This is a genomic window from Sinomonas atrocyanea (genome assembly GCF_030812675.1).
In the GTDB taxonomy this organism is placed as follows: domain Bacteria; phylum Actinomycetota; class Actinomycetes; order Actinomycetales; family Micrococcaceae; genus Sinomonas; species Sinomonas atrocyanea_B.
The window spans coordinates 1-21304 of sequence record NZ_JAUSTE010000015.1; the positions used below are offsets into that span (position 1 = coordinate 1).

The 21304-nt window shown below is 72.1% G+C and carries 20 protein-coding genes; 10 read left to right on the forward strand and 10 right to left on the reverse strand.

Annotated features, from left to right (window positions below; genetic code table 11):
• Positions 1-566, reverse strand: a 566-nt coding sequence (locus J2W20_RS17080) for a serine hydrolase (RefSeq protein ID WP_307008096.1), incomplete at its 3' end; no start/stop codon positions are given.
• A gap of 134 nt (positions 567-700) precedes the next feature.
• Here J2W20_RS17080 and tgt point away from each other — a divergent pair.
• On the forward strand, positions 701-2017 hold the full coding sequence (tgt, locus tag J2W20_RS17085; protein ID WP_307008097.1) for a tRNA guanosine(34) transglycosylase Tgt: 1317 nt from the start codon (positions 701-703) through the stop codon (positions 2015-2017).
• A gap of 138 nt (positions 2018-2155) precedes the next feature.
• Here tgt and J2W20_RS17090 read toward each other — a convergent pair whose 3' ends face one another.
• Both J2W20_RS17090 and J2W20_RS17095 read right to left on the reverse strand, forming a co-directional pair.
• A complete protein-coding gene (locus tag J2W20_RS17090) occupies positions 2156-3388 on the reverse strand; it encodes an MFS transporter (RefSeq protein ID WP_307008098.1) in 1233 nt (410 codons plus the stop codon).
• A gap of 160 nt (positions 3389-3548) precedes the next feature.
• Positions 3549-5000: an MFS transporter gene (locus tag J2W20_RS17095; protein WP_307008099.1), complete on the reverse strand. Its 1452-nt coding sequence runs from the start codon at positions 4998-5000 to the stop codon at positions 3549-3551.
• A 117-nt stretch (positions 5001-5117) separates the two neighbouring features.
• On the opposite strand from J2W20_RS17095, the gene J2W20_RS17100 reads away from it, so the two are divergent.
• The 3 genes from J2W20_RS17100 to J2W20_RS17110 are packed head-to-tail and all read left to right on the forward strand — an operon-like array spanning position 5118 to position 8348.
• On the forward strand, positions 5118-5810 hold the full coding sequence (locus J2W20_RS17100) for a response regulator transcription factor (RefSeq protein WP_307008101.1): 693 nt from the start codon (positions 5118-5120) through the stop codon (positions 5808-5810).
• Entirely contained in the window at positions 5807-7339 is a 1533-nt protein-coding gene (locus J2W20_RS17105; protein ID WP_307008102.1) for a sensor histidine kinase, read from the forward strand. The genes J2W20_RS17100 and J2W20_RS17105 overlap by 4 nt, the downstream gene beginning before the upstream one ends.
• Positions 7332-8348, forward strand: coding sequence for a TAXI family TRAP transporter solute-binding subunit (locus tag J2W20_RS17110; protein WP_307008103.1), 1017 nt, complete (start codon positions 7332-7334; stop codon positions 8346-8348). Before J2W20_RS17105 ends, J2W20_RS17110 begins: the two co-directional genes overlap by 8 nt.
• A 1-nt stretch (position 8349) precedes the next feature.
• On the opposite strand, the gene J2W20_RS17115 is transcribed toward J2W20_RS17110, so the two are convergent.
• Both J2W20_RS17115 and J2W20_RS19235 read right to left on the reverse strand, forming a co-directional pair.
• Complete coding sequence (locus tag J2W20_RS17115; RefSeq protein WP_307008104.1) at positions 8350-10503, reverse strand: MMPL family transporter; 2154 nt, start codon at positions 10501-10503, stop codon at positions 8350-8352.
• Positions 10504-10537: 34 nt separating this feature from the next.
• Positions 10538-10885, reverse strand: coding sequence for a CGNR zinc finger domain-containing protein (locus J2W20_RS19235; protein WP_373458044.1), 348 nt, complete (start codon positions 10883-10885; stop codon positions 10538-10540).
• 181 nt (positions 10886-11066) lie between these two features.
• On the opposite strand from J2W20_RS19235, the gene J2W20_RS17120 reads away from it, so the two are divergent.
• The gene (locus tag J2W20_RS17120) at positions 11067-11345 is read left to right on the forward strand and encodes a hypothetical protein (RefSeq protein WP_307008106.1); all 279 of its coding nucleotides are present in this window, start codon (positions 11067-11069) and stop codon (positions 11343-11345) included.
• On the opposite strand, the gene J2W20_RS17125 is transcribed toward J2W20_RS17120, so the two are convergent.
• Positions 11342-12850, reverse strand: a complete 1509-nt coding sequence (locus J2W20_RS17125; protein ID WP_307008107.1) for a helix-turn-helix transcriptional regulator — start codon at positions 12848-12850, stop codon at positions 11342-11344. The genes J2W20_RS17120 and J2W20_RS17125 overlap by 4 nt on opposite strands.
• 123 nt (positions 12851-12973) lie before the next feature.
• Between J2W20_RS17125 and aceA the strand changes: the two genes are divergently transcribed.
• Both aceA and aceB read left to right on the forward strand, forming a co-directional pair.
• A complete protein-coding gene (gene aceA, locus J2W20_RS17130) occupies positions 12974-14308 on the forward strand; it encodes an isocitrate lyase (RefSeq protein WP_307008108.1) in 1335 nt (444 codons plus the stop codon).
• A gap of 73 nt (positions 14309-14381) precedes the next feature.
• Positions 14382-16064 (forward strand): malate synthase A, encoded by a 1683-nt coding sequence (gene aceB, locus J2W20_RS17135; protein WP_307008109.1) that lies wholly within the window; start codon positions 14382-14384, stop codon positions 16062-16064.
• Positions 16065-16228: 164 nt separating this feature from the next.
• On the opposite strand, the gene J2W20_RS17140 is transcribed toward aceB, so the two are convergent.
• Positions 16229-16723 carry a hypothetical protein gene (locus tag J2W20_RS17140; protein WP_307008111.1) on the reverse strand — a complete coding sequence of 165 codons (495 nt, stop codon included), beginning with the start codon at positions 16721-16723 and terminating at the stop codon, positions 16229-16231.
• A 143-nt stretch (positions 16724-16866) separates the two neighbouring features.
• Between J2W20_RS17140 and J2W20_RS17145 the strand changes: the two genes are divergently transcribed.
• Positions 16867-17607: a DsbA family oxidoreductase gene (locus tag J2W20_RS17145; protein ID WP_307008112.1), complete on the forward strand. Its 741-nt coding sequence runs from the start codon at positions 16867-16869 to the stop codon at positions 17605-17607.
• Positions 17608-17611: 4 nt separating this feature from the next.
• Here the strand turns inward: J2W20_RS17145 and J2W20_RS17150 are convergent, their stop codons facing one another.
• The gene (locus J2W20_RS17150; RefSeq protein ID WP_307008183.1) at positions 17612-18706 is read right to left on the reverse strand and encodes a baeRF2 domain-containing protein; all 1095 of its coding nucleotides are present in this window, start codon (positions 18704-18706) and stop codon (positions 17612-17614) included.
• Positions 18707-18708: 2 nt separating this feature from the next.
• A complete protein-coding gene (locus J2W20_RS17155; RefSeq protein ID WP_307008114.1) occupies positions 18709-18897 on the reverse strand; it encodes a DUF1918 domain-containing protein in 189 nt (62 codons plus the stop codon).
• Positions 18898-19012: 115 nt separating this feature from the next.
• Between J2W20_RS17155 and J2W20_RS17160 the strand changes: the two genes are divergently transcribed.
• Both J2W20_RS17160 and J2W20_RS17165 read left to right on the forward strand, forming a co-directional pair.
• Positions 19013-19651, forward strand: coding sequence for an SAM-dependent methyltransferase (locus J2W20_RS17160; protein ID WP_307008115.1), 639 nt, complete (start codon positions 19013-19015; stop codon positions 19649-19651).
• 69 nt (positions 19652-19720) lie between these two features.
• Entirely contained in the window at positions 19721-20152 is a 432-nt protein-coding gene (locus J2W20_RS17165; protein WP_307008117.1) for a hypothetical protein, read from the forward strand.
• 13 nt (positions 20153-20165) lie between these two features.
• Here J2W20_RS17165 and J2W20_RS17170 read toward each other — a convergent pair whose 3' ends face one another.
• Entirely contained in the window at positions 20166-21302 is a 1137-nt protein-coding gene (locus J2W20_RS17170) for an acyl-CoA dehydrogenase family protein (protein WP_307008118.1), read from the reverse strand.
• Positions 21303-21304: the final 2 nt, after the last annotated feature.

Sequence of the window (21304 nt, forward strand, 5' to 3'; positions counted from 1 at the left end):
AGGCCGAGCCGGCCCTGGGCGACCAGCTGCAGGACGGCCGTGCCCACGAAGCTCTTGGTGATGCTGCGGAAGGCCGAGCGCATGTCCGCGGACCACGGCGTGCCGTCCGCCGCCTGCCCGACGGTGGCCAGGTACCGTGCCCGGGCCGTGGCCCCGGTGCCCGTGGACACCGCCACGGCTGCGCCGGCGGCGCCCCGGCTGCTGACGAACTGGGAGACGGTTCCCGCGATGGAGGCCGGCATCTCCTGCCAGGCGGGCTGGGCGGGGATGGGCGGCGGCGCGGGGCTGGAGGGTGCCGCGGGACTGGGCAACGGCGGGGCCGAGGCGGCCGGTGCCGGCGCGGGACCGGACGGGCGGGCCGCGGAGGCCGCTGGCGCCTGCGGATGCGCCTTCTCGGCGGACGCCTCGGCGACGCGCAGCACGCCGGGGCCGAGCCCGGCCGCGGCCGTCAGCCCCGCGACCAGCAGCGCGGCGAGCATCCCGAGGAAGGCGAGCCGCCGGCGTCGGGCGCGCGCGGAGCGGCCGAGGACGCGCGGGAGCCGGCGGCGGTCCCCCCGTGGTGCCATGGTCGTCGCCCCTTTCAATGCCCCCTGAGGCGTCTCGCTCCGTCGGTCCCCACCGTACGCGGGGAGCCTGTGTGGGTGCTATGCGCGGGCCGCCCGTGACGCGGCCCCGCACAGGGCGGTGGCAGACTGTACGGGTGCCAGATTCCGTCCCCGCCCCCGAGGCCCCGGCCGCCGCGCAGGCCGGCCACCCCCGCCAGTCCGAGTTCGGATTCGAGGTCGGCACCCGCCTCGAAGGCCCCGGCGGCACCCCGGGACTCGGCCGGACCGGCACCGTCACCACGCCGCACGGGACGATCCAGACGCCGGCGTTCATCGCCGTCGGCACCAAGGCCACCGTCAAGGCCGTGCTGCCCGAGTCCATGGCCGAGCTCGGCGCGCAGGCCCTCCTCGCGAACGCCTACCACCTCTACCTGCAGCCCGGGGCGGACATCCTCGACGAGGCCGGCGGGCTCGGCCGGTTCATGAACTGGCCCGGCCCCACCTTCACCGACTCGGGCGGGTTCCAGGTGATGAGCCTGGGCTCGGGCTTCAAGAAGGTCATCGACATGAAGGGCCCCGACGCGCCCCAGCAGGCCGGGGCCGACGACGCGGTGGCGCCCGGCAAGGAGCGGCTCGCCCACATCGACGACGACGGCGTGTGGTTCAAGAGCCATCTCAACGGGGACCGGCACCGCTTCACGCCCGAGATCTCGATGCAGGTGCAGCACCAGATCGGCGCCGACATCATGTTCGCCTTCGACGAGCTCACCACCCTGCACAACTCCCGCGGCTACCAGGAGCAGGCGCTCGAGCGGACCCGGCTGTGGGCGCAGCGCTGCGTGGACGAGCACTTCCGGCTCACGGACGCGCGCGCCGGCAAGCCGTACCAGGCCCTGTTCGGCGTCATCCAGGGCGCCCAGTACGAGGACCTGCGCCGCAAGGCCTGCGCCGACCTCGGGGCCATGCCCTTCGACGGCTACGGGATCGGCGGGGCGCTGGAGAAGGAGAACCTCGGCACGATCGTGGGCTGGTGCTCCGAGGTGCTCCCCGAGGACCGCCCCCGGCACCTGCTCGGCATCTCCGAGCCGGACGACATCTTCGTGGCCATCGAGGCCGGCGCCGACACCTTCGACTGCGTCTCCCCCACCCGCGTGGCCCGCAACTCCGCGTTCTACACGGCCGAGGGGCGGCTCAACCTCTCCGGCGCGAAGTACAGGCGGGACTGGGGCCCGCTCCAGGACGGCTGCGACTGCTACACCTGCGCCAACTACTCGCGCGCCTACATCCGGCACCTGTACAAGGCTTCCGAGATGCTCTCCCATACGCTCATCTCGATCCACAACGAGCGCTTCGTGGTGCGGATGGTCGACGACGCCCGGCGCGCCATCGAGGACGGCACGTTCTACGAGTTCAAGGCCGAGACCCTGGGCCGCTACTACGGCTCTCCCGCCGGCAGCGCCCCCACCGTCTGAGAGTCACCTCCTGGGAGTCACCTTCTGGGAGTCACTTCCCGGCGGTTCGGCCGGCAGGAGGTGACCTTCAGGAGGTGACCCCCAGACGGGGGGGCGGGACGGACGACGGCGGGTGGCACCCGCCGTCGTCCGCCCGCCTCAGCGGCGGCGGGCGGCGAGGAGCACGGCCGCGCCGGTGCCGGCGAAGAAGGCGATGACCGCCACGAGCACCGCCACGAGCGGCGGGGTCCAGGACGCGGCGGCGCTGTGGATACCCCCCAGCAGGGTCGGGGCGATGGCCGCGACGCCGTACCCGGTTCCCTGCACGATCGCGGACATCCGCCCCGCGGCGGCCTGGTCGCGGGCCACCGTGAGGATCGCCGTGAAGATGAAGGTGATGCCGCCGCCCTGCGCGGCGCCGCCGAGCGAGCTCCACAGGGCCCACAGGCCGGGCTGAAGCAGCAGCCCGAGCGGGACCGTGAGCCAGAGGATGCCCAGTGCGGCCACGGTGGCTCGGGAGCCCGCGTACCGGGCGAGCAGCGGGGTGCCGAGCGCGCCGAGGATGGCCATGATCTGGAACAGCGAGGCCCCGGCCCCGGCGCCCGCCGCGCTGAGCCCTAGTTCGTCGGTGAGAAGGCTCGGCAGCCACGCGGTGATGCCGTAGTAGGAGAACGCCTGGCCGCCGAACCCGAAGGCGAGCGCGACGGTGACCGCGCCGGTGCGGCGCGCCCGCGGCGCGGCGTGGTCCGAGGCGGTCGCGGCCCCCTCCGGCCGCAGGGCCCGCCGCACCCCCACCGCGGCGACCCAGACCATGAGCGCCACGAGCGCGAAGAGTGCGCTCGCGGCCAGGGCCACGCGCCAGCCGGTCGCCGCGGCCAGCGGCGCGGTGGCCACGGACGTCACGAACGAGCCGACGTTGAGCGCCGCGGTGTACACGCCCATGGCCATCCCCTGACGGGCCTGGGTGAAGTCTCGCCGGATGATCAGCGGCACGGCGATGTTGCCGACCGTGATCGCCACCCCGAGCACCACGGTGCCCAGCATCACCACGGCGGTGCCGTCGAGGGACCGGATAAGGACGCCGGCGAGGACTCCCGCCAACGTCAGTGTCACGGCCATCTCCGCCCCGAAACGCCGGGCGCACAGGGACGCGAGCGGCGCGGCGAGGGCGAAGCACAGCACGGGGATGCCGGTGAGCAGGCCGAGTTCCCCGGCGGAGAGCCCGAGGTCCCCCTCGAGGGCCCTGGCCACGGGGGCGACCGCCACGAAGGGGCCGCGCATGGTGAGCGCGATGAGGCCGATCGAGACCAGGAGGAGCCACGCGGCGGCGGCCCTCGGGTGGCCGGTCTGACGGGGCGAGGAATGCGCGGGGGGCTGGGGACGGGGGCTCATCACTCTCGTTCGTATCACGGCGGCGGCGCGGGGGTCTCCTGCATCTCAGTCTCCGGGAAGGCGCCGGTCCTCGGAGGACGGGGGCCTCCCCCGGGAGGTGGAAGTCCTGTGCCTGCGGCCCCCAGCGGCCGCAGGCACAGGACGGATCGTGGTGCGGAGGCTAGCCGAGGCGCGAGGGCGAGTGCCCGGCGTCGTCCGCGCTGGCCGGCGCGCTCCCCACGCCCGCAGAGACGGGGTCCACGGGCGTGAGGTCCCGGTCGAGGTGCGTCTCCTGCCGGCGGGAGGGCAGGAAGAAGATGTACACGACGAGGGAGATCACGATCGTGATCGTCACGTAGGTGAACAGCCACTCCTTGTGCCCGGCGCTCGAGAGCCACTCCCCGATGAACGGCACGGTTCCGCCGAAGAGGGAGTTGGCGACGGCGTAGCCCAGGCCCACGCCGAGGGCGCGCACAGAGGCGGGGAACATCTCGGCCTTCACGATCGCGCTGATCGACGTGTAGTTGATGACGATCATGAGGCCAGCCAGCATGAGCCAGAACGCGATGGCCGGGTCCTTGACGCCGGCGAGCGTGGACATGATCGGCCAGGTGAAGATCGCGCCGAGGACGCCGAAGACGATGAGCTGGAGCTTGCGGCCGATCTTGTCGGAGAGCAGGCCGAACAGCGGGTGCAGGATCATGTAGACGAACAGGGCCCAGAAGTTGATGACCGAGGTCTGCGTCTTCGGGATGTGCGAGACGTTGTTCATGAAGCTGAGGATGTAGGTGGTGTACAGGTAGAACGCGCACGTTCCGCCCATGGTGAGGAACACGACCACGACGAACGGCTTCCAGTGCTTCGTGAAGAGCAGCTTGAGGGTTCCGGGCTCGACGGCCTCGAACTCGCCGCGCTCGCCGCGCGCCTCGGACGCCGCGGCGGCGGCCTTGGCAGCAGCCACCTGCTCCTTGGAGATCGTCTCGTCCATGGTGCGCCGCAGCCACAGGACGATCAGGGCGGCGACTGCGCCGATCGCGAACGGCACTCGCCAGCCCCAGGCCTTCAGGTCCGCGTCGCCGAGGGTCGACTGGAGCACCACGAGGGTCAGCAGGGCCAGGACCTGGCCGCCCACGAGGGTCACGTACTGGAAGCTCGAGAAGAAGCCGCGCCGCTTGGACGTGGCGACCTCGGACATGTACGTGGCGGCCGTGCCGTACTCGCCGCCCACCGAGAAGCCCTGGAGCAGGCGGGAGAAGTACATCAGGACCGTGGACCACATGCCGATCTGCGCGATGCCGGGCATCACGGCGACGAGGAGCGAGCCCACGCCCATGAGGGACACGCTCAGCGTGAGCGCCGCGCGGCGGCCATTGCGGTCCGCGTACCGGCCGAAGAACCACGAGCCCACCGGGCGCATGAGGAACGTCAGGGCGAAGGTCAGGTAGGCGTCGATCTGCGCCTGGACCGGGTCCTTGCTGTTGAAGAAGTAGGTCGCGAAGTACGCCGAGAACGCCGCGTAGACGTACAGGTCGTACCACTCGATGAGGTTTCCGGCTGACCCTTTCAGGGTGTTGGCGACGGCTCGCCGGGTCCGGGCAGCGCTGCCCGCAGACCCCTGGTGTGCAATGCTCATGGACTAGGACGCTAGGCGTGACCGCGTTCACAGCCCAAGCTGGGGCACCCATTCCTAACACTTCCTTAAGTCTTCGCCCGAGCGGGTAGTCTCGGGGGCGGACAGTGGAGGGACCTGATGCGAGTGCTCATCGTCGAGGACGACGACGCGATGGCCTCCGCGCTGCTGGCCTCCGTCCGCTCGGCGGGCCACGACGCGGCCCGGGTCGGCCGCGGCGCGGACGCGCTCCTCGTGCACCGGGAGCACGACGCGATCCTGCTGGACCTCGGCCTGCCCGACATGGACGGCCTCGACGTGCTGCGCAAGCTGCGCCAGGTCACCGACGTGCCGCTGCTGATCCTCACCGCCCGGGACGACGAGCGCAGCGTGGTCCTCGGACTCCGCTCCGGGGCGGACGACTACCTCGTCAAGCCGGTCAAGCTCGTCGAGCTCCTGGCCCGGATCGAGGCCGTGGCCCGGCGCGTCGCCCGCGGAGGGGGTTCGGACCCGCACCGGATCGAGCTCGGCGAGGTCAGCATCGACCTCGATCGGCGCGTCGCCGCCGTCGGCCCCCGCGCCCTGAATCTCACCGCCACGGAGTACGAGCTGCTCGCCCTGCTCGCCAGGCACGCCGGCTCGGTGGTCACGCGGGAGCAGATCCTCGACACCCTCTGGGGCGACGCCTTCGTGGCCTCGTCCCGGTCGCTGGACGTGCACCTGACGGGGCTTCGGTCCAAGCTCATGCTGCCGGGCTTCATCATCAACGTCCGCGGTGTGGGGTACCGCGTCGAGGGCCCGGCACGCGCCCCCTCCGGCGGCGGCCGCCGGTGAGGCTGCGCGTCCTGGGCGTCCTGAGCCTGTTCTCGGTGCTCATCGTCGTCGCGGTCTCCGCCTCGATCCTCGCCTCGGTCGGCCGCGAGCTCACCCAGGAGCTGCAGATCAACCGGGTGGCGGCCCTCAACCGCTTCGCGCAGGTCGCGGACGATGCCGCCTCCAGCGGGGACACGGCCCAGCTCCAGCGCGAGATGGACCGCTATTCGGCCCTGTACGGCGAAGGGATCGTGGTCCGCACCCCGCAGGCCACGCTCACCTCCGGCGGCCTCAGCGCCGACCGCCCGGATGTGCGGGAGGCTGCCGCCCGCGCCCAGCTCAACCTCAGCGACACCGCGCTCGAGCCGGTCCAGCCGTTCGGCCCCGCCTCCGAGGTGATCGCCCGCTCCTACGGCACGGCGAGCCAGGTGCTCGGCGAGGCCGTGCTCGACGTCGACCTGGCCGCCGCCGAACAGAAGCTGCGGGAGCGCTGGCTCCTCGTCGCGTTCGGGTCCATGGCGGTGTGGGCCCTGCTGCTCGCAGGCGCCGGGCGGCTCACGGGCTGGGTCCTGCGCCCCGTCCACCGGCTCACCGCCGCGGTGATCGCGTTCGAGGAGTCCGAGCGCGCCACACGGCTGCGCGAGGACGGGCCGCCGGAGCTGCAGCGGCTGAGCAGGGCCTTCTCGGCGATGGCCGAGCACGTGGGCGCGTCCATGCAGGCGCAGCGCCAGCTCATCGCGGACGCCTCCCACCAGCTGCGCAACCCGATCGGGGCGCTGCGGCTGAGGACCGACCTCCTGGCCCTCGAGCTGGACACCCCGGCCCAGCGGGAAGCTGCGGCCGGGGTGACGCGGGAGCTCGAGCACGTCGAGGACATCCTGGACGGCATGCTGCGGCTGGCCTCCGCGGAGCACCGGGTCCGCGAGGGCTCGGTCGGGGGCGCCGCGGGGCCCGCGATGGGAGGGCGCACCGAGGTGCTCGACCCGTGGTCGGTGCTGCAGGACGCCGTGGAGCGCGCCGCCCCGGCGGCCCTCCGCAGCGGCGCCCGGCTGGAACTCGCCGAGGCCCCTGCGGCGCCGCCGAGGCTCGCCTGCAACCGCTCCGACCTGGCGGACATGGTCGGGGAACTGCTCGAGAACGCGATCAAGTACGCCGGCGCGCCCGGCGCCAGGATCACCGCCGGGGCGGTCCTGCGGAGCGGTGCGGTCGCGGTGGAGGTCGCCGACGATGGCCCCGGCCTTACCGCCGAGGAGCGCGCGGCCTCGACGACCCGATTCTGGCGCTCGCCCGAGCACAGCGGCTCCCGCGGCACCGGGCTGGGCCTGGCCATCGTCGAGCAGCTGGCCGAGGCGAACGGCGGACGGCTGGTCCTCGCGGCGGGCAGCCCCCGCGGCCTCGTCGCGCGGGTCGAGTTCCCCGCCGCGCCCACCCCTGCGCACGACGGCGGCCTCCCGCACCCCGGCGCGGACGGCGCCGGCGGCGCCGGCGGCGTCGGCGGCCCCGCGGATGCCGGCGATGCCACGGCGGGCGGGGAGGACGTCCATGGCTGAACGCCGCTCCCCCGCCGGTCTCCCGCCGACCCGGCGGACGGTGCTGCGGACAGGCCTGGCTGCCGGGCTCGCGGGCCTGGCCCTGCCCGCAGCGGCCGCCTGTGCGCCCGGCCCGCCGGCCGAGGCCCTCAGGGTGGCCGGCGGGGAGCAGGGCGGCTTCTACCTCGAGTTCGCAACCCTCCTTGCGGCCTCCCTCCAGCGGCACGGCGTGGCCCGGACGGCCTCCGCCCTCGAGACCGGCGGGAGCCTCGACAACCTGGACCGCCTCGCCAGCGGCGGGGCGACGCTCGCGATCGCCCTCTCGGATGCCGCCGCAGACCGCCTCCGCACCCAGCGGATGCTCGCGCTCGGGAAGGTGTACGAGAACTACCTGCACTGCCTGGTCCGCGCGGACAGCGGCATCACGGTCCCCGCAGACCTCGCGGGCCGGACCGTGGCCGTGGGCGACCCCCGCTCCGGCACGTCCCTCACGGCCGCCAGGCTCCTCGCGGCCGCGGGACTCGCCACGGCCCCCTCCTCCGCGGCGCACCGGCCGGATCCGCTCCCCCCGCGGACCGTCGGCGCCGTGGGGCTCGGCCTCAACCAGGGCCTGGCCGCACTGCATGACGGCGCGGTCGAGGCGCTCTTCTGGTCCGGCGGCGTGCCCACGGCGGCCATCACGGCCTTCGCAGGGGCGACGAGGGCGCGGCTGCTTGACCTCTCCGAGCTCCTCCCGGCACTGCGGTCCCGGTTCGGGGCGTTCTACGACCGGGTGCTCATCCGGGAGGACAGCTACGCGGGGGTCCCGGCGACCTGGACCGTCGGCGTCGCGAACCTCCTCCTGTGCCGTGAGGACCTGTCCGCGGACGTGGCCCGCGCCGCCGTCGGCCTGTTGCTCGAGCACTCGGCCGAGCTGGTCCCGGCGGCGAGCCGAGGGGTCCAGTACCTCAGCCCCGAGACGCTCATCAGCACCGCGGGAGTGCCCCTGCACCCGGGCGCCGAGGACGCCTACCGGATCTTCCACGGTTGAGTCAGGCACCCGCCCTGCCGCGCGCCGGCCACCAGGTGCGCTCGCCGAGGTCGTAGCAGAGGGCGGGAACGAGGAGCGAGCGGACCAGGACCGTGTCCAGCAGGACGCCGAAGGCCACGATGAAGCTGATCTGCGCCAGGAACAGCACGGGGAGCACACCCAGCGCCGCGAACGTCGCGGCGAGCACCACCCCGGCCGAGGTGATCACCCCGCCGGTGGCCCGCAGACCCCGCAGGATCCCCTCGTGCGTGCCGTGCCGCAGCGACTCCTCGCGCACTCTGCTCATGAGGAAGATGTTGTAGTCGACCCCGAGGGCCACGAGGAACACGAACCCGAACAGCGGCACCGAGGCGTCGGCGCCCGGGAAGTGGAACAGCCCGTTGAAGACGAACGCGGAGACGCCGAGCGCCGCGGCGAACGAGGCGACCACCGTGCCCACGAGCAGCACGGGCGCCACGAGGGAGCGCAGCAGGAGCATGAGGATCACCAGGATCACGGCGAGGACCACGGGGATGATGAGGTTGCGATCGCGGATCGTGGTCTCGTTCGTGTCCAGGGCCACGGCGGTCGGGCCGCCCACGAGGACGTCGCCGTGCCATCCCGACGCACCGATGTCCGCGCGCAGCCTCTTCACGGTCTCCTCGGCCGCGGCCGACTCCGGCGCGTCCGAGAGCGTCGCCTCGAGCATCACCAATCCGTCGACGGCGGTCCCCGCCTGCCGCACGGTGCTCACTCCCCGCTCGTGGCTGAGGAGGCGCACGACGCCGTCCTTCCGGTCCGCGGGTGCGACGACGACGGCAGGTTCGCCGGCCCCGGCCGGGAAGTGGGCGGCGAGGGCCGCCTGGCCGTCCCGGGCGTCGGAGTGTCCCACCACGAAGTCGCTGCTCGGCACGCCGTCCGCCTTGAAGGCGGCAGCCCCGGCGCCCAGGGCGAGGAGGACCACGAGGGATCCCGCCCACACGGTCCTCGGCCTCGCCGAGACCAGCCTGGAGACCCGGTGCCAGAGGCCCCGGGGCCTCGACTCCGCCGGGCCGCTCTCCGCCGCCGTCGTGGCGCGCTCGACCACACTCTTACCGGGCCAGTACGCCACGCGTCCGGCCCAGTACAGGAGGGCCGGCAGCAGGGTGAGCGAGGCGACGTAGGCGAAGCCGATCCCGATCGCCGCGACCGGCCCGAGCGCCTTGTTCGCGTTGAGGTCGGAGAGCGTCAGGCACAGGACCGCGGCGATCACGGTCCCCGCCGAGGCACTGACGGGTTCGAAGGAGCCGCGCAGCGCCGCCCAGGTGGCCGCCCAGGTGCTCTCGTGCAGGGCGAGCTCCTCCCGGTACCGGGAGACGTACAGGAGCGAGTAGTCGGTGGCCGCGCCGATCACGAGGATCATGAGGATTCCCTGCGTCTGGCCGGAGAGCAGCAGCATGCCCGCCTTGGCCAGGGCGACCACGAGGGCCATCGCCCCGGTCAGCGCCATCAGGGAGGTGCCGAGCACCATGAGCGGCAGCAGCGGCGAGCGGTACACGATCACCAGGATCAGGAGCACCACGGCGAGGGCGACCGCGAGCAGGAGACCGTCGAGGCCGCTGAAGGCCCCGGAGATGTCGGCGGAGAGCCCGGCTGGACCTGTGACGTTCACGACCACGCCCGCGGGGGACTGGCCGGCCAGCTGGGCGCGCACGTGCGTGACGGTCTCCGCGACCTTGACGCCCCGGCCGGGGTCGTTGGGCTGCACGGGGATGAAGGCCGTCGCCGCCCTCCCGTCCTGGGAGGGCAGGAGACGCGGAGTGCCGCCGGGGATCCGGTCCGAGGCGACGCCTGCCTCTCCCGCGAGGCCCGCGACGAGGCCGGTCAGTGTGCGCAGGTCGTCCGGCGTCAGCGTCGTGGCCTTGGTGAAGACGATGGTGGCCGGAATGGCGTTGCCGTCGCGGAACTTCTTCTCGAGGTCCTGGACCTGCGTGGCTTCGGCGCTGGCCGGCAGGTGCTCCGAGGCGTCATTGACGGCGACCTTGCCCACCTCGCCGAAGGCGCGGCCGCCGAGTCCGAAGACGGCGAGCCAAGCCAGGATCAGGACGGCGGGCAGGAGGATGCGGAGCCATCGCGGCGGGCGGAAACGCGGTGCGGAACGGGGCGAACGGGCTGTTCGGGATGCAGTGGTGGTCACCCTTCGACGCTACGGAGCGGGCCGGCCGGTTCCATCAACCGAACAGTTGATCCCGCTCCCGCCGCCGCCTGGCCTTCGCCCGGCTCGAGCAGGTGGCGGAACAGTAGCGTCCACGCCCATCGCGGCTCCGGTCGAAGAACCGCAGCGCGCACTGCGGGTCTGCGCAGTGGACCAGGCGCGAGCGGAGGCCGCCGGCGGCGATGCCCAGGGCTGCGGCCGTCAGGGGGGCCGCGAGCTGCGGAAGGAACTCGGCCTTCCGTGCCATCATCCGCGGCCGGCAGTGCGCGTCGAGGCCCTCTGTCTCGGGCTCCCATCCGAGTCGGCGCCGGACCTGTGCCATGTAGCGTCGACAGCGTCCCCGATGTCGCGAGGAGCACGCCATGGGCAAGACACTCCCTTCTGGAAGGTAACCGGTCAAGTGGTGTTTGACGGGTTACCTTTCCGCGGCACTCATGCCGCATCTGCTCGCGGCCTGCGCACAGCCAGCTTCCTGAGATCCCCAAGCTTTGGGCGTATCGTGAAGAGGCGAGTTGATACACACCACCGTCGCCGGGGAGGACATCATGGGCCTTTTCAAGAAGCACGGACCTGCTGCGCAGGAACCCACGGTCGGCGCGGAGGGCGCAGCCGTCGAGAGCACGGCCATGGAGAGCACCGCCACCGACAACGCTGTCCCGCAGCCCGCTGCGAAGGGGCGCCCCAAGCGGGAGGTCCATGCGTTCCGCCAGGTCCCGCCCTATGAGATGAACGAGGAGCTCGCCGAGCGCATCGCCATGCGTGCCTACGGGGACCAGGACCACGACGGCCGGCCGGACATCCCGGCCGCACCCTTCCCCGGCTAGCTGCCCGAGTGCGCCTCGAGGAATGAATAGACCTCGGTCTCGTCGACGCCGGGGAACGCGCCGGGCGGCATGGCAGCGAGCAGGTGCGAGTGGGCCCGGGCCGACGGCCAGGCGTTCCCGGCCCAGTGCTCGCTGAGCTCGGCCGGCGGCCTGCGGCAGCAGTCGGGATCGGGGCAGCGTGAGACCGCCCGCGCCGTCGTCTCCCTCCCGCGGAACCACTTCACATGGTGGTACGGGACGCCGATGCTGAGCGAGAACTCACCGCTCGCGCTCCTCTCCGTCCTGGCCGTGCACCAGAAGGTCCCGGTCACCGTGTCGGTGTACTGGCTGTACGAGCTGAACTTGTCCGGCACCTCGAACACCGCGCGGCTCGTCCAGGCCCGGCAGGAGGGCTGGCCCTCGATGGCCCCGGTGTGATCCATCGGGAAGTTCACGCCGTCGTTCTCGTAGGCCTTGTAGATGATGCCGGACTGGTGGGTCTTCTGGAAGTGGGTCGTGAGCCCCAGATGCTGGGTCGCGAGGTTCGTGAACCGGTGGGCGGCGGTCTCGTAGCTCACCGAGAACGCGTCACGGAGGTCGTCGACCGAGATCTCCTTGGCCGCCTTGGCCCGCTGCAGGAAGTCGACCGTGGCCTGCTCCGGCAGCAGGAGCGCAGCGGCGAAGTAGTTCGTCGCCACCCGCTGGGCCAGGAAGTCACCATAGGACCGCGGCGTCTCGTGGCCCAGGACGTAGTGGCCGAGCGCCTGGAGCAGCACGGACCGGGGATCGTGGTCCGAGCGCTGGTTGTGGGTGAGGTAAATCCTGCGATTCTTCAGGTCGGTCACGCTGCGGGTCGAATGCGGCAGGTCCCCCACGTGGTAGAGCGTGAACCCGAGGTGCGTGGCGATGTCGGAGATGGTGTGCTGGCTCAGCGGCCCCGAGGTGTAGCCCACCTGGGCGAGGACCTTCTGGGCCTCGGCCTCGTACTCGGGGAAGTAGTTGCCCCGGTCGCGCATCATGCGGCGCAGTTCGCCGTTCGCGCGCCGTGCCTCCTCGGGCGTGGCCACCTGCTCGTTCATCTTCCGCTCCAGCTCGCGCAGCAGCCCGAGCTGGGACTCGAGCACATCGAGCGGCAGCCGCGAGCTGATGCGGACCTTGGGCAGGTTCAGGTTCTCGTACAGGGGGCTGCGCTGGTAGCGCTCGAGCTCGATCTCGAGGGCCGCCCGGCGGGTGGGCGGCTCCGTCCCGAGCAGGGCGTCGACGCCGACGCCGAGGGCGCCCGCGAGCTGCGTCAGGAGGCTCAGCTTCGGCTCGCGCTTGCCGTTCTCGATGAGGCTCAGCTGGCTCGCCGCGGCGCCGGCGGCGGCCCCCAGCTCGTCCAGCGTGAGCCCCGCGGCCTTCCGCAGGTGCCTGATCCTGCGGCCGAGGCTGATGACGTCGATCCCACTGCTCTGGGCATCGGGAGGAGGCCCGGCGGGGCGGCTCCACGACGAGCGGGCGGGGGCGGACGGCGTCGTACGCGGCATTTCTTGAGAATACGTGAAGATCTGTGTTTCTTTCCAGCACTCTTCTCTGTTGGAGGGCTTGCAGACCCGGAAAAGTTGTTCTCACGAAGAAGCCATCAGGCACCGAGTCGAAGGAGACCCGCCATGACCGCAGAGTTCGAGCCCCAGAACCAGACCCTCGGGCAGCAGGCCGAGGCCCTCGCCCTCGAGTGGTCCGCCGACTCCCGCTGGGAGGGCATCCAGCGCGACTACACGGCCGAGGACGTCATCCGCCTCCGCGGCCGCGTCCCCGAGGAGCACACGCTGGCGCGCCGCGGCGCTGAGAAGCTGTGGAAGGCCGTGACCGACGGCCGCGAGGACGGCACGGGCTACATCAACGCGCTCGGCGCCCTCACCGGCAATCAGGCCGTCCAGCAGGTCAAGGCCGGCCTCAAGGCCATCTACCTCTCGGGCTGGCAGGTCGCCGCGGATGCGAACCTCTCGGGCAACACCTACCCGGACCAGTCGCTCTACCCCGCCAACTCCGTCCCCGCCGTGGTGCGCCGCATCAACAACGCCCTGCAGCGCGCGGACCAGATCGAGTTCTCCGAGGGCAAGCAGAGCGTCGAGGACTGGCTGGTCCCGATCGTGGCCGACGCCGAGGCCGGCTTCGGCGGCCCGCTGAACGCGTACGAGCTGATGAAGTCGATGATCCAGGCCGGCGCCGCGGGCGTCCACTGGGAGGACCAGCTCGCCTCCGAGAAGAAGTGCGGCCACCTCGGCGGCAAGGTCCTCATCCCGACCCAGCAGCACATCCGCACCCTCAACGCCGCCCGCCTCGCCGCGGACGTCTCCGGGGTCCCGAGCGTGATCATCGCCCGCACCGACGCCGAGGCCGCGACGCTCATCACCACGGACGTCGACGAGCGCGACCAGGAGTTCATCCTCCGCGAAGGCGGACAGCCGGTGCGCACGGCCGAGGGCTTCTACCGGGTCCAGAACGGCGTCGAGCCGTGCATCGCCCGTGCCAAGGCCTACGCCCCGTACTCCGACCTCATCTGGATGGAGACGGGCACCCCGGACCTGGCGCTGGCCCGCAAGTTCGCCGAGGCCGTCAAGGCCGAGTTCCCGGACCAGATGCTCGCGTACAACTGCTCGCCCTCGTTCAACTGGAAGAAGCACCTCGACGACGACACGATCGCCAAGTTCCAGCGCGAGCTGGGCGCGATGGGCTTCAAGTTCCAGTTCATCACCCTCGCGGGCTTCCACGCCCTCAACTACTCGATGTTCGACCTCGCCCACGGGTACGCCCGCAACGGCATGAGCGCGTACGTCGACCTCCAGGAGCGCGAGTTCGACTCCGAAGACCGCGGCTACACCGCAACCAAGCACCAGCGCGAAGTGGGCACCGGCTACTTCGATCTGGTCTCCACGGCGCTGAACCCGAACGCCAGCACCCTCGCCCTCGTGGGATCCACCGAAGAGGGCCAGTTCCACTAGCAGGCAGCACGACGGCGGGTGGGCCGGCACGCTTAGCCGGCCCACCGCCGTCGTACACCACCAGGAGACCGCCATGAACAGCTTCAGCACTGAGACCACGATCAACGGCGTGACGATCACCGCCCAGCCCATCGCCCGGCAGCGGGAGATCCTCACCCCGGACGCCCTCGAGTTCGTCGCCCGCCTGCACCGAGCCACCGCCGAGCGCCGCCAGGAGCTCCTCGAGGCCCGCCACGCGCGCCGCGCCGAGATCGCCCGCGGCGGCGATCCGCGCTTCCTGGGCGAGACGGAGGAGATCCGCAACGACCCGAACTGGCGGGTCGCCCCGCCCGCGCCGGGTCTGACGGACCGCCGGGTCGAGATCACGGGGCCGGTGGACCGGAAGTCGACCGTCAACGCGCTCAACTCGGGCGCCAACGTGTGGCTGGCCGACATGGAGGACTCCCTCACGCCGTCCTGGCGCAACCTCATCCAGGGCCAGATCAACCTCCTGGACGCGCTGCGCGGCGGAATCGACTTCACGATGGGCGAGGGCCCCACGCGCAAGGAGTACCGGCTCAAGCCGTTCGAGGAGCGGCCCACCACCGTGCTGCGTCCGCGCGGCCTGCACCTGCCCGAGAAGAACATGCTCGTGGACGGCAAGCCTGTGGCCGGCGGCATCATGGACTTCGGGCTGTACTTCTTCCACAACGCGGCCCGGCTCACCGCGCTCGGCCACGGCCCCTACTTCTACCTGCCCAAGGTCGAGAACCGGCTCGAGGCGCGCCTCTGGAACGACGTGTTCGTCCTCGCCCAGGACCTCCTCGGCATCCCGCAGGGGACCATCCGGGCCACGGTGCTCATCGAGACCATCACGGCGGCGTTCGAGATGGAGGAGATCCTGTGGGAGCTCCGCGACCACGCCGCCGGGCTCAACGCCGGCCGGTGGGACTACATCTTCTCCATCATCAAGAACTTCCGGACCCGCGGGCCGCGCTTCGTGCTCCCGGACCGGGACCAGGTGACCATGGCGCAGCCGTTCATGCGCGCCTACACCGAACAGCTCGTGCGGGCGTGCCACCGCCGCGGCGCCATGGCGATCGGCGGCCCGGCCGCGTACGTCCCGAGCCGGCGTGACCCCGCGGCCAATGCCGAGGCCCTCCTGGCGACCCGTGCGGACAAGCTCCGCGACGCCGAGGACGGGTTCGACGGCGCGTGGGTGGCGCACCCCGAGTTCGTCTCCGTGGTCCGCGACGCGTTCGACAGCGTGCTGGGCGAGAAGCCGAACCAGCTGGACCGGCTCCGCGAGGACGTCATCCCGGACGACCGCGCGCTGATCGACCTGAGCACGTGCCGCGGCACGATCACGGAGGAGGGCATCCGCAACAACATCGAGGTGGGCATCCGCTACATCGAGACGTGGCTGCGGGGCAACGGCGCCGTGGCGATCCAGGGCCTCATGGAGGACGCCGCGACGGCCGAGATCTCCCGCTCGCAGATCTGGCAGTGGATCTACGCCCGCGCCATCACGGACCAGGGCGAGATCGTGAGCCGCGAGTGGGTCGAGGAGCTGCTCGACGAGGAGTTCCACAAGCTCGAGCGCTTCGACGGCGACCGCTTCCGCGACGCCCGCGAGCTGTTCGGCGAGGTCGCCCTCGGCGCCGAGTTCCCGACGTTCCTCACGATGCCCGCCTACGCACGGTACCTGTGCGAGACGGCGGGCAAGGAGGACGAGTACGAGGCCGGACTGCCCGAGCGGCAGTTCGCGGCGGCCTAGGCCGCCACCGCCCGAAGACTTCCCGGACCCCGCACGCTTCAATCGCAACAGGCACCCCGAAGGACGGGGGCGGGGGCACCGGGAAACCCGTTGAGGGGCCATCCTGCGTAGTGGTGCTGCGCAGGGCGGCCCCTCAACCCTTGTCCGCCCACCCCCTCCGGCGGCTAGTGCGGGAAGACGAGCTCGCCGATGAGGAAGTAGAGCGCGAACAGCGCCGGGAGCATCGTCAGCAGCACGAGCACGGAACGCTCCGCGCGGCGGAACCACGCGACCGCGGCCACGACACCCGCGGCGATCGCGGCCAGGAAGCCCAGGACCACGACATTGGAGGCGGCGACCATCGGGCCTTCGACCGTGGCCGCGAGCTGCATCAGCGTGGCCGGCAGCGCGACGGCCAACACGAGGCCGGCCGCGGCGAGCCCCACCGCCCACCACCCCAGCCGCGTGCGGGGCCTGACGCCCAGCCTGCTGTGGGTCGCGGAGAGCCGAGAGGCGGCCGCGAGGAGCACGGCGAGCACGGCGACCATGAACCCGATCGTGTAGACCCAGGCCTTCTCCACGTCCGGCGGGACGAAGAAGACCGCCGCGAAGAGCCCGAAGGCAACGAGCCCCGCGCCCCCGGCGATCCGGAATGCCCAGTTCCTGGTGAGCGTCGTCATCGCTCCCACCTCGTCCCTCTGGACCGGAGATCCCGGCGGATCCGGCGTTCCCGGCACCTTCTTTCTACATCTCGTAGAAGAAGCGCGCAAGAGTCCGGCGGCCCGGCAGGAATAGCGGCGCCGGCGGAGGGCTTGCACAGGATATGAACGTTGACATCTGGTCCGACATCGCCTGCCCGTGGTGCTTCATCGGCAAGCGCCGCTTCGAGAAGGCCCTCTCCGGCTTCCCCCACCGTGACCAGGTCACCGTGACGTGGCACAGCTATCAGCTGGACCCGAGCCTTCCCGAGCACTATGACGGCACCGAGCTCGAGTACCTCTCCGAGCGCAAGGGCATGCCCGCGGACCGCGTGGCCCAGATGTTCGCCCAGGTCACCCAGGTCGCCGCCGACGAAGGGCTGCACTACGACTTCGGCAGCATCGTGGTGGCCAACTCGCAGTCGGGGCACGAGCTGCTCCACCTGGCCAAGGCCAAGGACGCCGAAGGCGCCCGCGGGACCGCCGACGCCGTGAAGGAGGCGCTGCTCTCGGCGCACTTCGAGCACGGGGAGGACATCGGCTCCCGGGAGGTGCTGGTCCGGCTCGGCACGGCGGCCGGGCTCGACGCCGGCGAGATCACCGCCGCGCTCGACGCCGGGACGTACCGCGACTCGGTGGCGGCGGACATCCGCCAGGCCCAGGCGATCGGCATCCAGGGCGTGCCCTTCTTCGTCCTCGACAGCAAGTACGGCGTCTCCGGTGCCCAGCCGCCCGAGCTGTTCGCACAGGCCCTCGAGACGGCGTGGCGCGAGGCGAACCCGCTCGTCATGGTGAGCCCCGCCGCGGCGGCCACGGACGACGAGGGGCTCGACGGCGCGGCCTGCGGCCCCGACGGCTGCGCGTAGGCCCCTACCAGCGCAGGAGCGCAGCGGCGGCGGACCCGCCGTCGAGCGCGCCGGACGGCACCAGGACGGTGTCCGCGTTGGTGAGGACAGCGGCGCGGAGGAGGGCGGCTGCCGCATCGGCCTGGCCCAGCGTCGGCGCGCCCACCGCTCCGTCCTCCGACTCGGCGACCCACGGTTCGGCACCCAGCGCGAGCAGGCTCCGGCCCTCGATCTCCTCCGGGCAGAGGACCAGCGTGCCGACCCGGGCCTCGCGCAGCGCGTTGACGGTCTCCGCCCAGCCGCCGGCCGAGCTGCGCCCGATCCCGTCGGCCACCCGCGTGAGCGCGTCCTGCGCCCGGCGGCCTGCCGCCTCGGCGACCACGGCGTCGACCTCCTCGGCGAACCGCTCCTGGTCGGCGCCGGGGGCGGATGAGTTCATGTCCACAGGCTGGGCAAGGCCGGCCGCCCGCTCGCTCAGCGCATCCCGCACCATGAGCCGCGCGCGCTCGTCGCCCGCCAGGACCACGAGCTGGACCCCGCCCTCCTCGACGATCCGGTTCACCTCCGCCGCGACCTCGGCGCCGTTGCGCCGCCAGACCTCCTCGGTGCGGTGCTGGTACTTGCCCTGGGAGTAGCCCCCGAGGGGAACCTTGGTGAGGTTCTCGGTGTCGCCGTGGAGCTCCTCGCTGGCCATGGCGCCCCGGGCGGAAGCCCGGTACCGCCCGATCTCCGCATCGGCCCGCTCCGCCTGCACGAGCAGGTACTCGACGTCCGAGTTCTGCACCTCGGCGAGCGGCACCAGGTTGGGGATCGGGCCGACCTCGACATCGGCGCGCGCGGGGGCGCCCGGCAGCAGCTCGTTGACCGCCACACGGCCGTTGCGGATCAGCACGAACCGGGAGACCGGCCCGGGTTCCCCGATGGCAGCCCACTCGAGCTGCTCGGCCGCGCGGGCGTCGGCCTCCGAGCCGCCGGCTTCGGTGACGGCCCGGGAGACGTTGGTGGCGAGCACCTCGGTGGCCTCGTGCGTGGCCACCGTCCCGGTGCTGACCTCCGCGTGGACGGTGCACCAGGGACCGGATTCACGCAGCGTCTCGGCGAGGCTCTTCAGCGACAGCATCCTCACCCACCCACCTTCTCGACCGAGAAGTCTCCGCCCGGGAAGACCATGGTCTCGTGGCCGTCGTCGAACCGGACGAGGTACGGCGGCTCGCCGTGGGCGCCCCTGACTTCGATGATTTCCCCGTGCCGGTCCTTCGATTCCACGGTCCGGCCACGGATGACGATCCGATCCCCTTGTACTGCGTTCACGGCGGATCACCTCCTTCCCCGAGGGTAAGGAGGCCCGTCCGGGGGGAGGAAGGGCCGAGAGACCCTTCTGCCCGTGCCCCTTGCGCGCCGGTGCCGGGGCGGATAGGAGTGAGGAATGGAGAGCGAACACAGGCCCGGTCCCTCGGAATTCTGGGACGAGTTCTATGCGGAGCGGCAGCGCGTCTGGAGCGGGAAGCCCAACGGCGCCCTCGTGCGCGAGGTGGGCGCCGTGGCGCCCGGCAGGGCCATCGACCTCGGCTGCGGCGAGGGCGCCGACGCCATCTGGCTCGCCGAGCGGGGGTGGACCGTGACCGGCGTGGACGTCTCTGCCGTCGCCCTGGGGCGCGCCGCCGGGCACGCGGAGGAGGCCGGCGTCGCCGACCGCGTCACCTGGCTCGCGCGCGACCTCGCCGAGTGGGAGCCCGAGGAGGCCTACGACCTCGTGACCGCCTCGTTCCTCCACTCCCCCGTCGAGTTCCCCCGCGAGCGCGTGCTGCTCGCCGCGACCCGCGCCGTCGCGCCGGGCGGACTGCTGTTCGTGGTGGGCCACACGGCGTTCCCGCCGTGGTCGCGCCACCCGCACGACGTGCACATGCCGTCCGCGGACGAGCTCGCCGCCTCGCTGGGCCTGCGCGCCGACCGGTGGGAGATCGAGACGAGCACGTCCGAGGGGCGCGAGGCGACCGGCCCCGAGGGGCAGAGGGCGGTGCTCACCGACGCCATCCTCAAGGCCAGGCGCCGGGCCGCCGATTAAAAAGCATCCCGTATGCTGATTTAAGCTCGGAGGGAAACGATCTCTCTTGACCCCCGAGGTGGATGCAGCATGGCTGGAGCAACGGCCGTCCTGGTGGCGGCGGCGTTCGTGTGGCTGGGCATGGTCCTGGCGATCTCCTTCATCGAGGCGCCGCTGAAGTTCAGCGCCCCGGGCATCACGATCGAGCTCGGCGTGGGAATCGGCCGGCTCGTGTTCAGGGCGCTCAACCTCGTCGAGTGCGTGCTCGCCGCGGCGGTGCTCCTCGCACTGGCCCTCGGCGGGGCGGCCCCGTCGGCGCCGAGGTGGCCGCTCGGCGCCGTGCTCGCGGTGATCATCGCGCTCGACGTCGCGTGGCTCCGGCCGCGGATGGACCGCCGGGTGACCGGCGGGAAGCTGAGCGAGAGCATGCCCCGGCACACGCTGCACTTCACCTACGTGGGGCTCGAGCTGCTCAAGGTCGCAGGCCTGGTCTGGCTCGGGGTCCTGGGGCTCGCGGGCTGAAACCTCCGGTGCCTCAGCCCTCGAGCAGCTGGCGGCCCACGATCAGGCGCATGATCTCGTTGGAGCCCTCGAGGATCTGGTGCACGCGCAGGTCCCGGGCGATCTTCTCGATGCCGTACTCGTGGAGGTACCCGTAGCCGCCGTGGAGCTGGATGGCCTGGTCTGCCACCCGGTACCCGGCGTCGGTGCACACCCGCTTGGCGGTCGCGCACAGGCGCAGGGCATCTGGCGCCCCGCGGTCCAGCGCGTCGGCGGCGACCCGCAGCAGGGCGCGGCCGGCCTCGAGCTCCATCGCCATGTCCGCGACGGCGAACCGGAGCGCCTCCAGATCCGCCAGCCGCTCGCCGAACGCCGTGCGCTCCTTCAGGTACGCGATGGTCTTCTCGAGTGCCGCCTGGCCGCCGCCGAGCGAGCAGGCCGCGATGTTGAGGCGGCCCCCGTTGAGGCCCTTCATCGCGATGCCGAAGCCCTGGCCCTCGGTGCCGAGCCGCGCGGACTCGGGCACGCGGACGTTCCGGAGGACCACCTGGGCGGTAGGCTGGGCGTTCCAGCCCATCTTCTTCTCGTTCGCGCCGAAGGACAGGCCCGGGGCGCCGGCGGGGACGAGGAACGCCGTGATGCCGGCGTGCCCGGTGTCCGCGGTGCGGGCCATGACGAGGTAGAGCTCCGAGTGGCCGGCACCGGAGATGAACTGCTTGACGCCGTTGAGCACGTAGTCCCCGCCCTCGCGCACGGCCTTGGTGGTGAGGGCGCCCGCGTCCGAGCCGGCGCCGGGCTCGGTGAGGCAGTAGCTGCTGAGGGCCTCCATCGTGATCAGCCGCGGGAGCCACCGCTCCTTCTGCTCCGGGGAGCCGAAGGTGTCGACCATCCAGACCACCATGTTGTGGATCGAGATGTAGGCGGCGATCGTGGGATCGGCCTTGGCGAGCTCCTCGAAGATCAGCACGGCGTCCGAGCGGGTCAGCGCCGAGCCGCCGTGCTCCTCGCCGGTGTAGATCCCGCCCAGGCCCAGCTCGCCGGCCTCGCGCAGCACGTCGACCGGGAAGTGCTTCTCGGCGTCCCACGCGAGGGCGTGCGGCGCGAGCCGGCCTGCCGCGAAGTCCCGCACCGTGTCGACGAGGGCCCGCTGGTCCTCCGTGAGTTCGAACATGT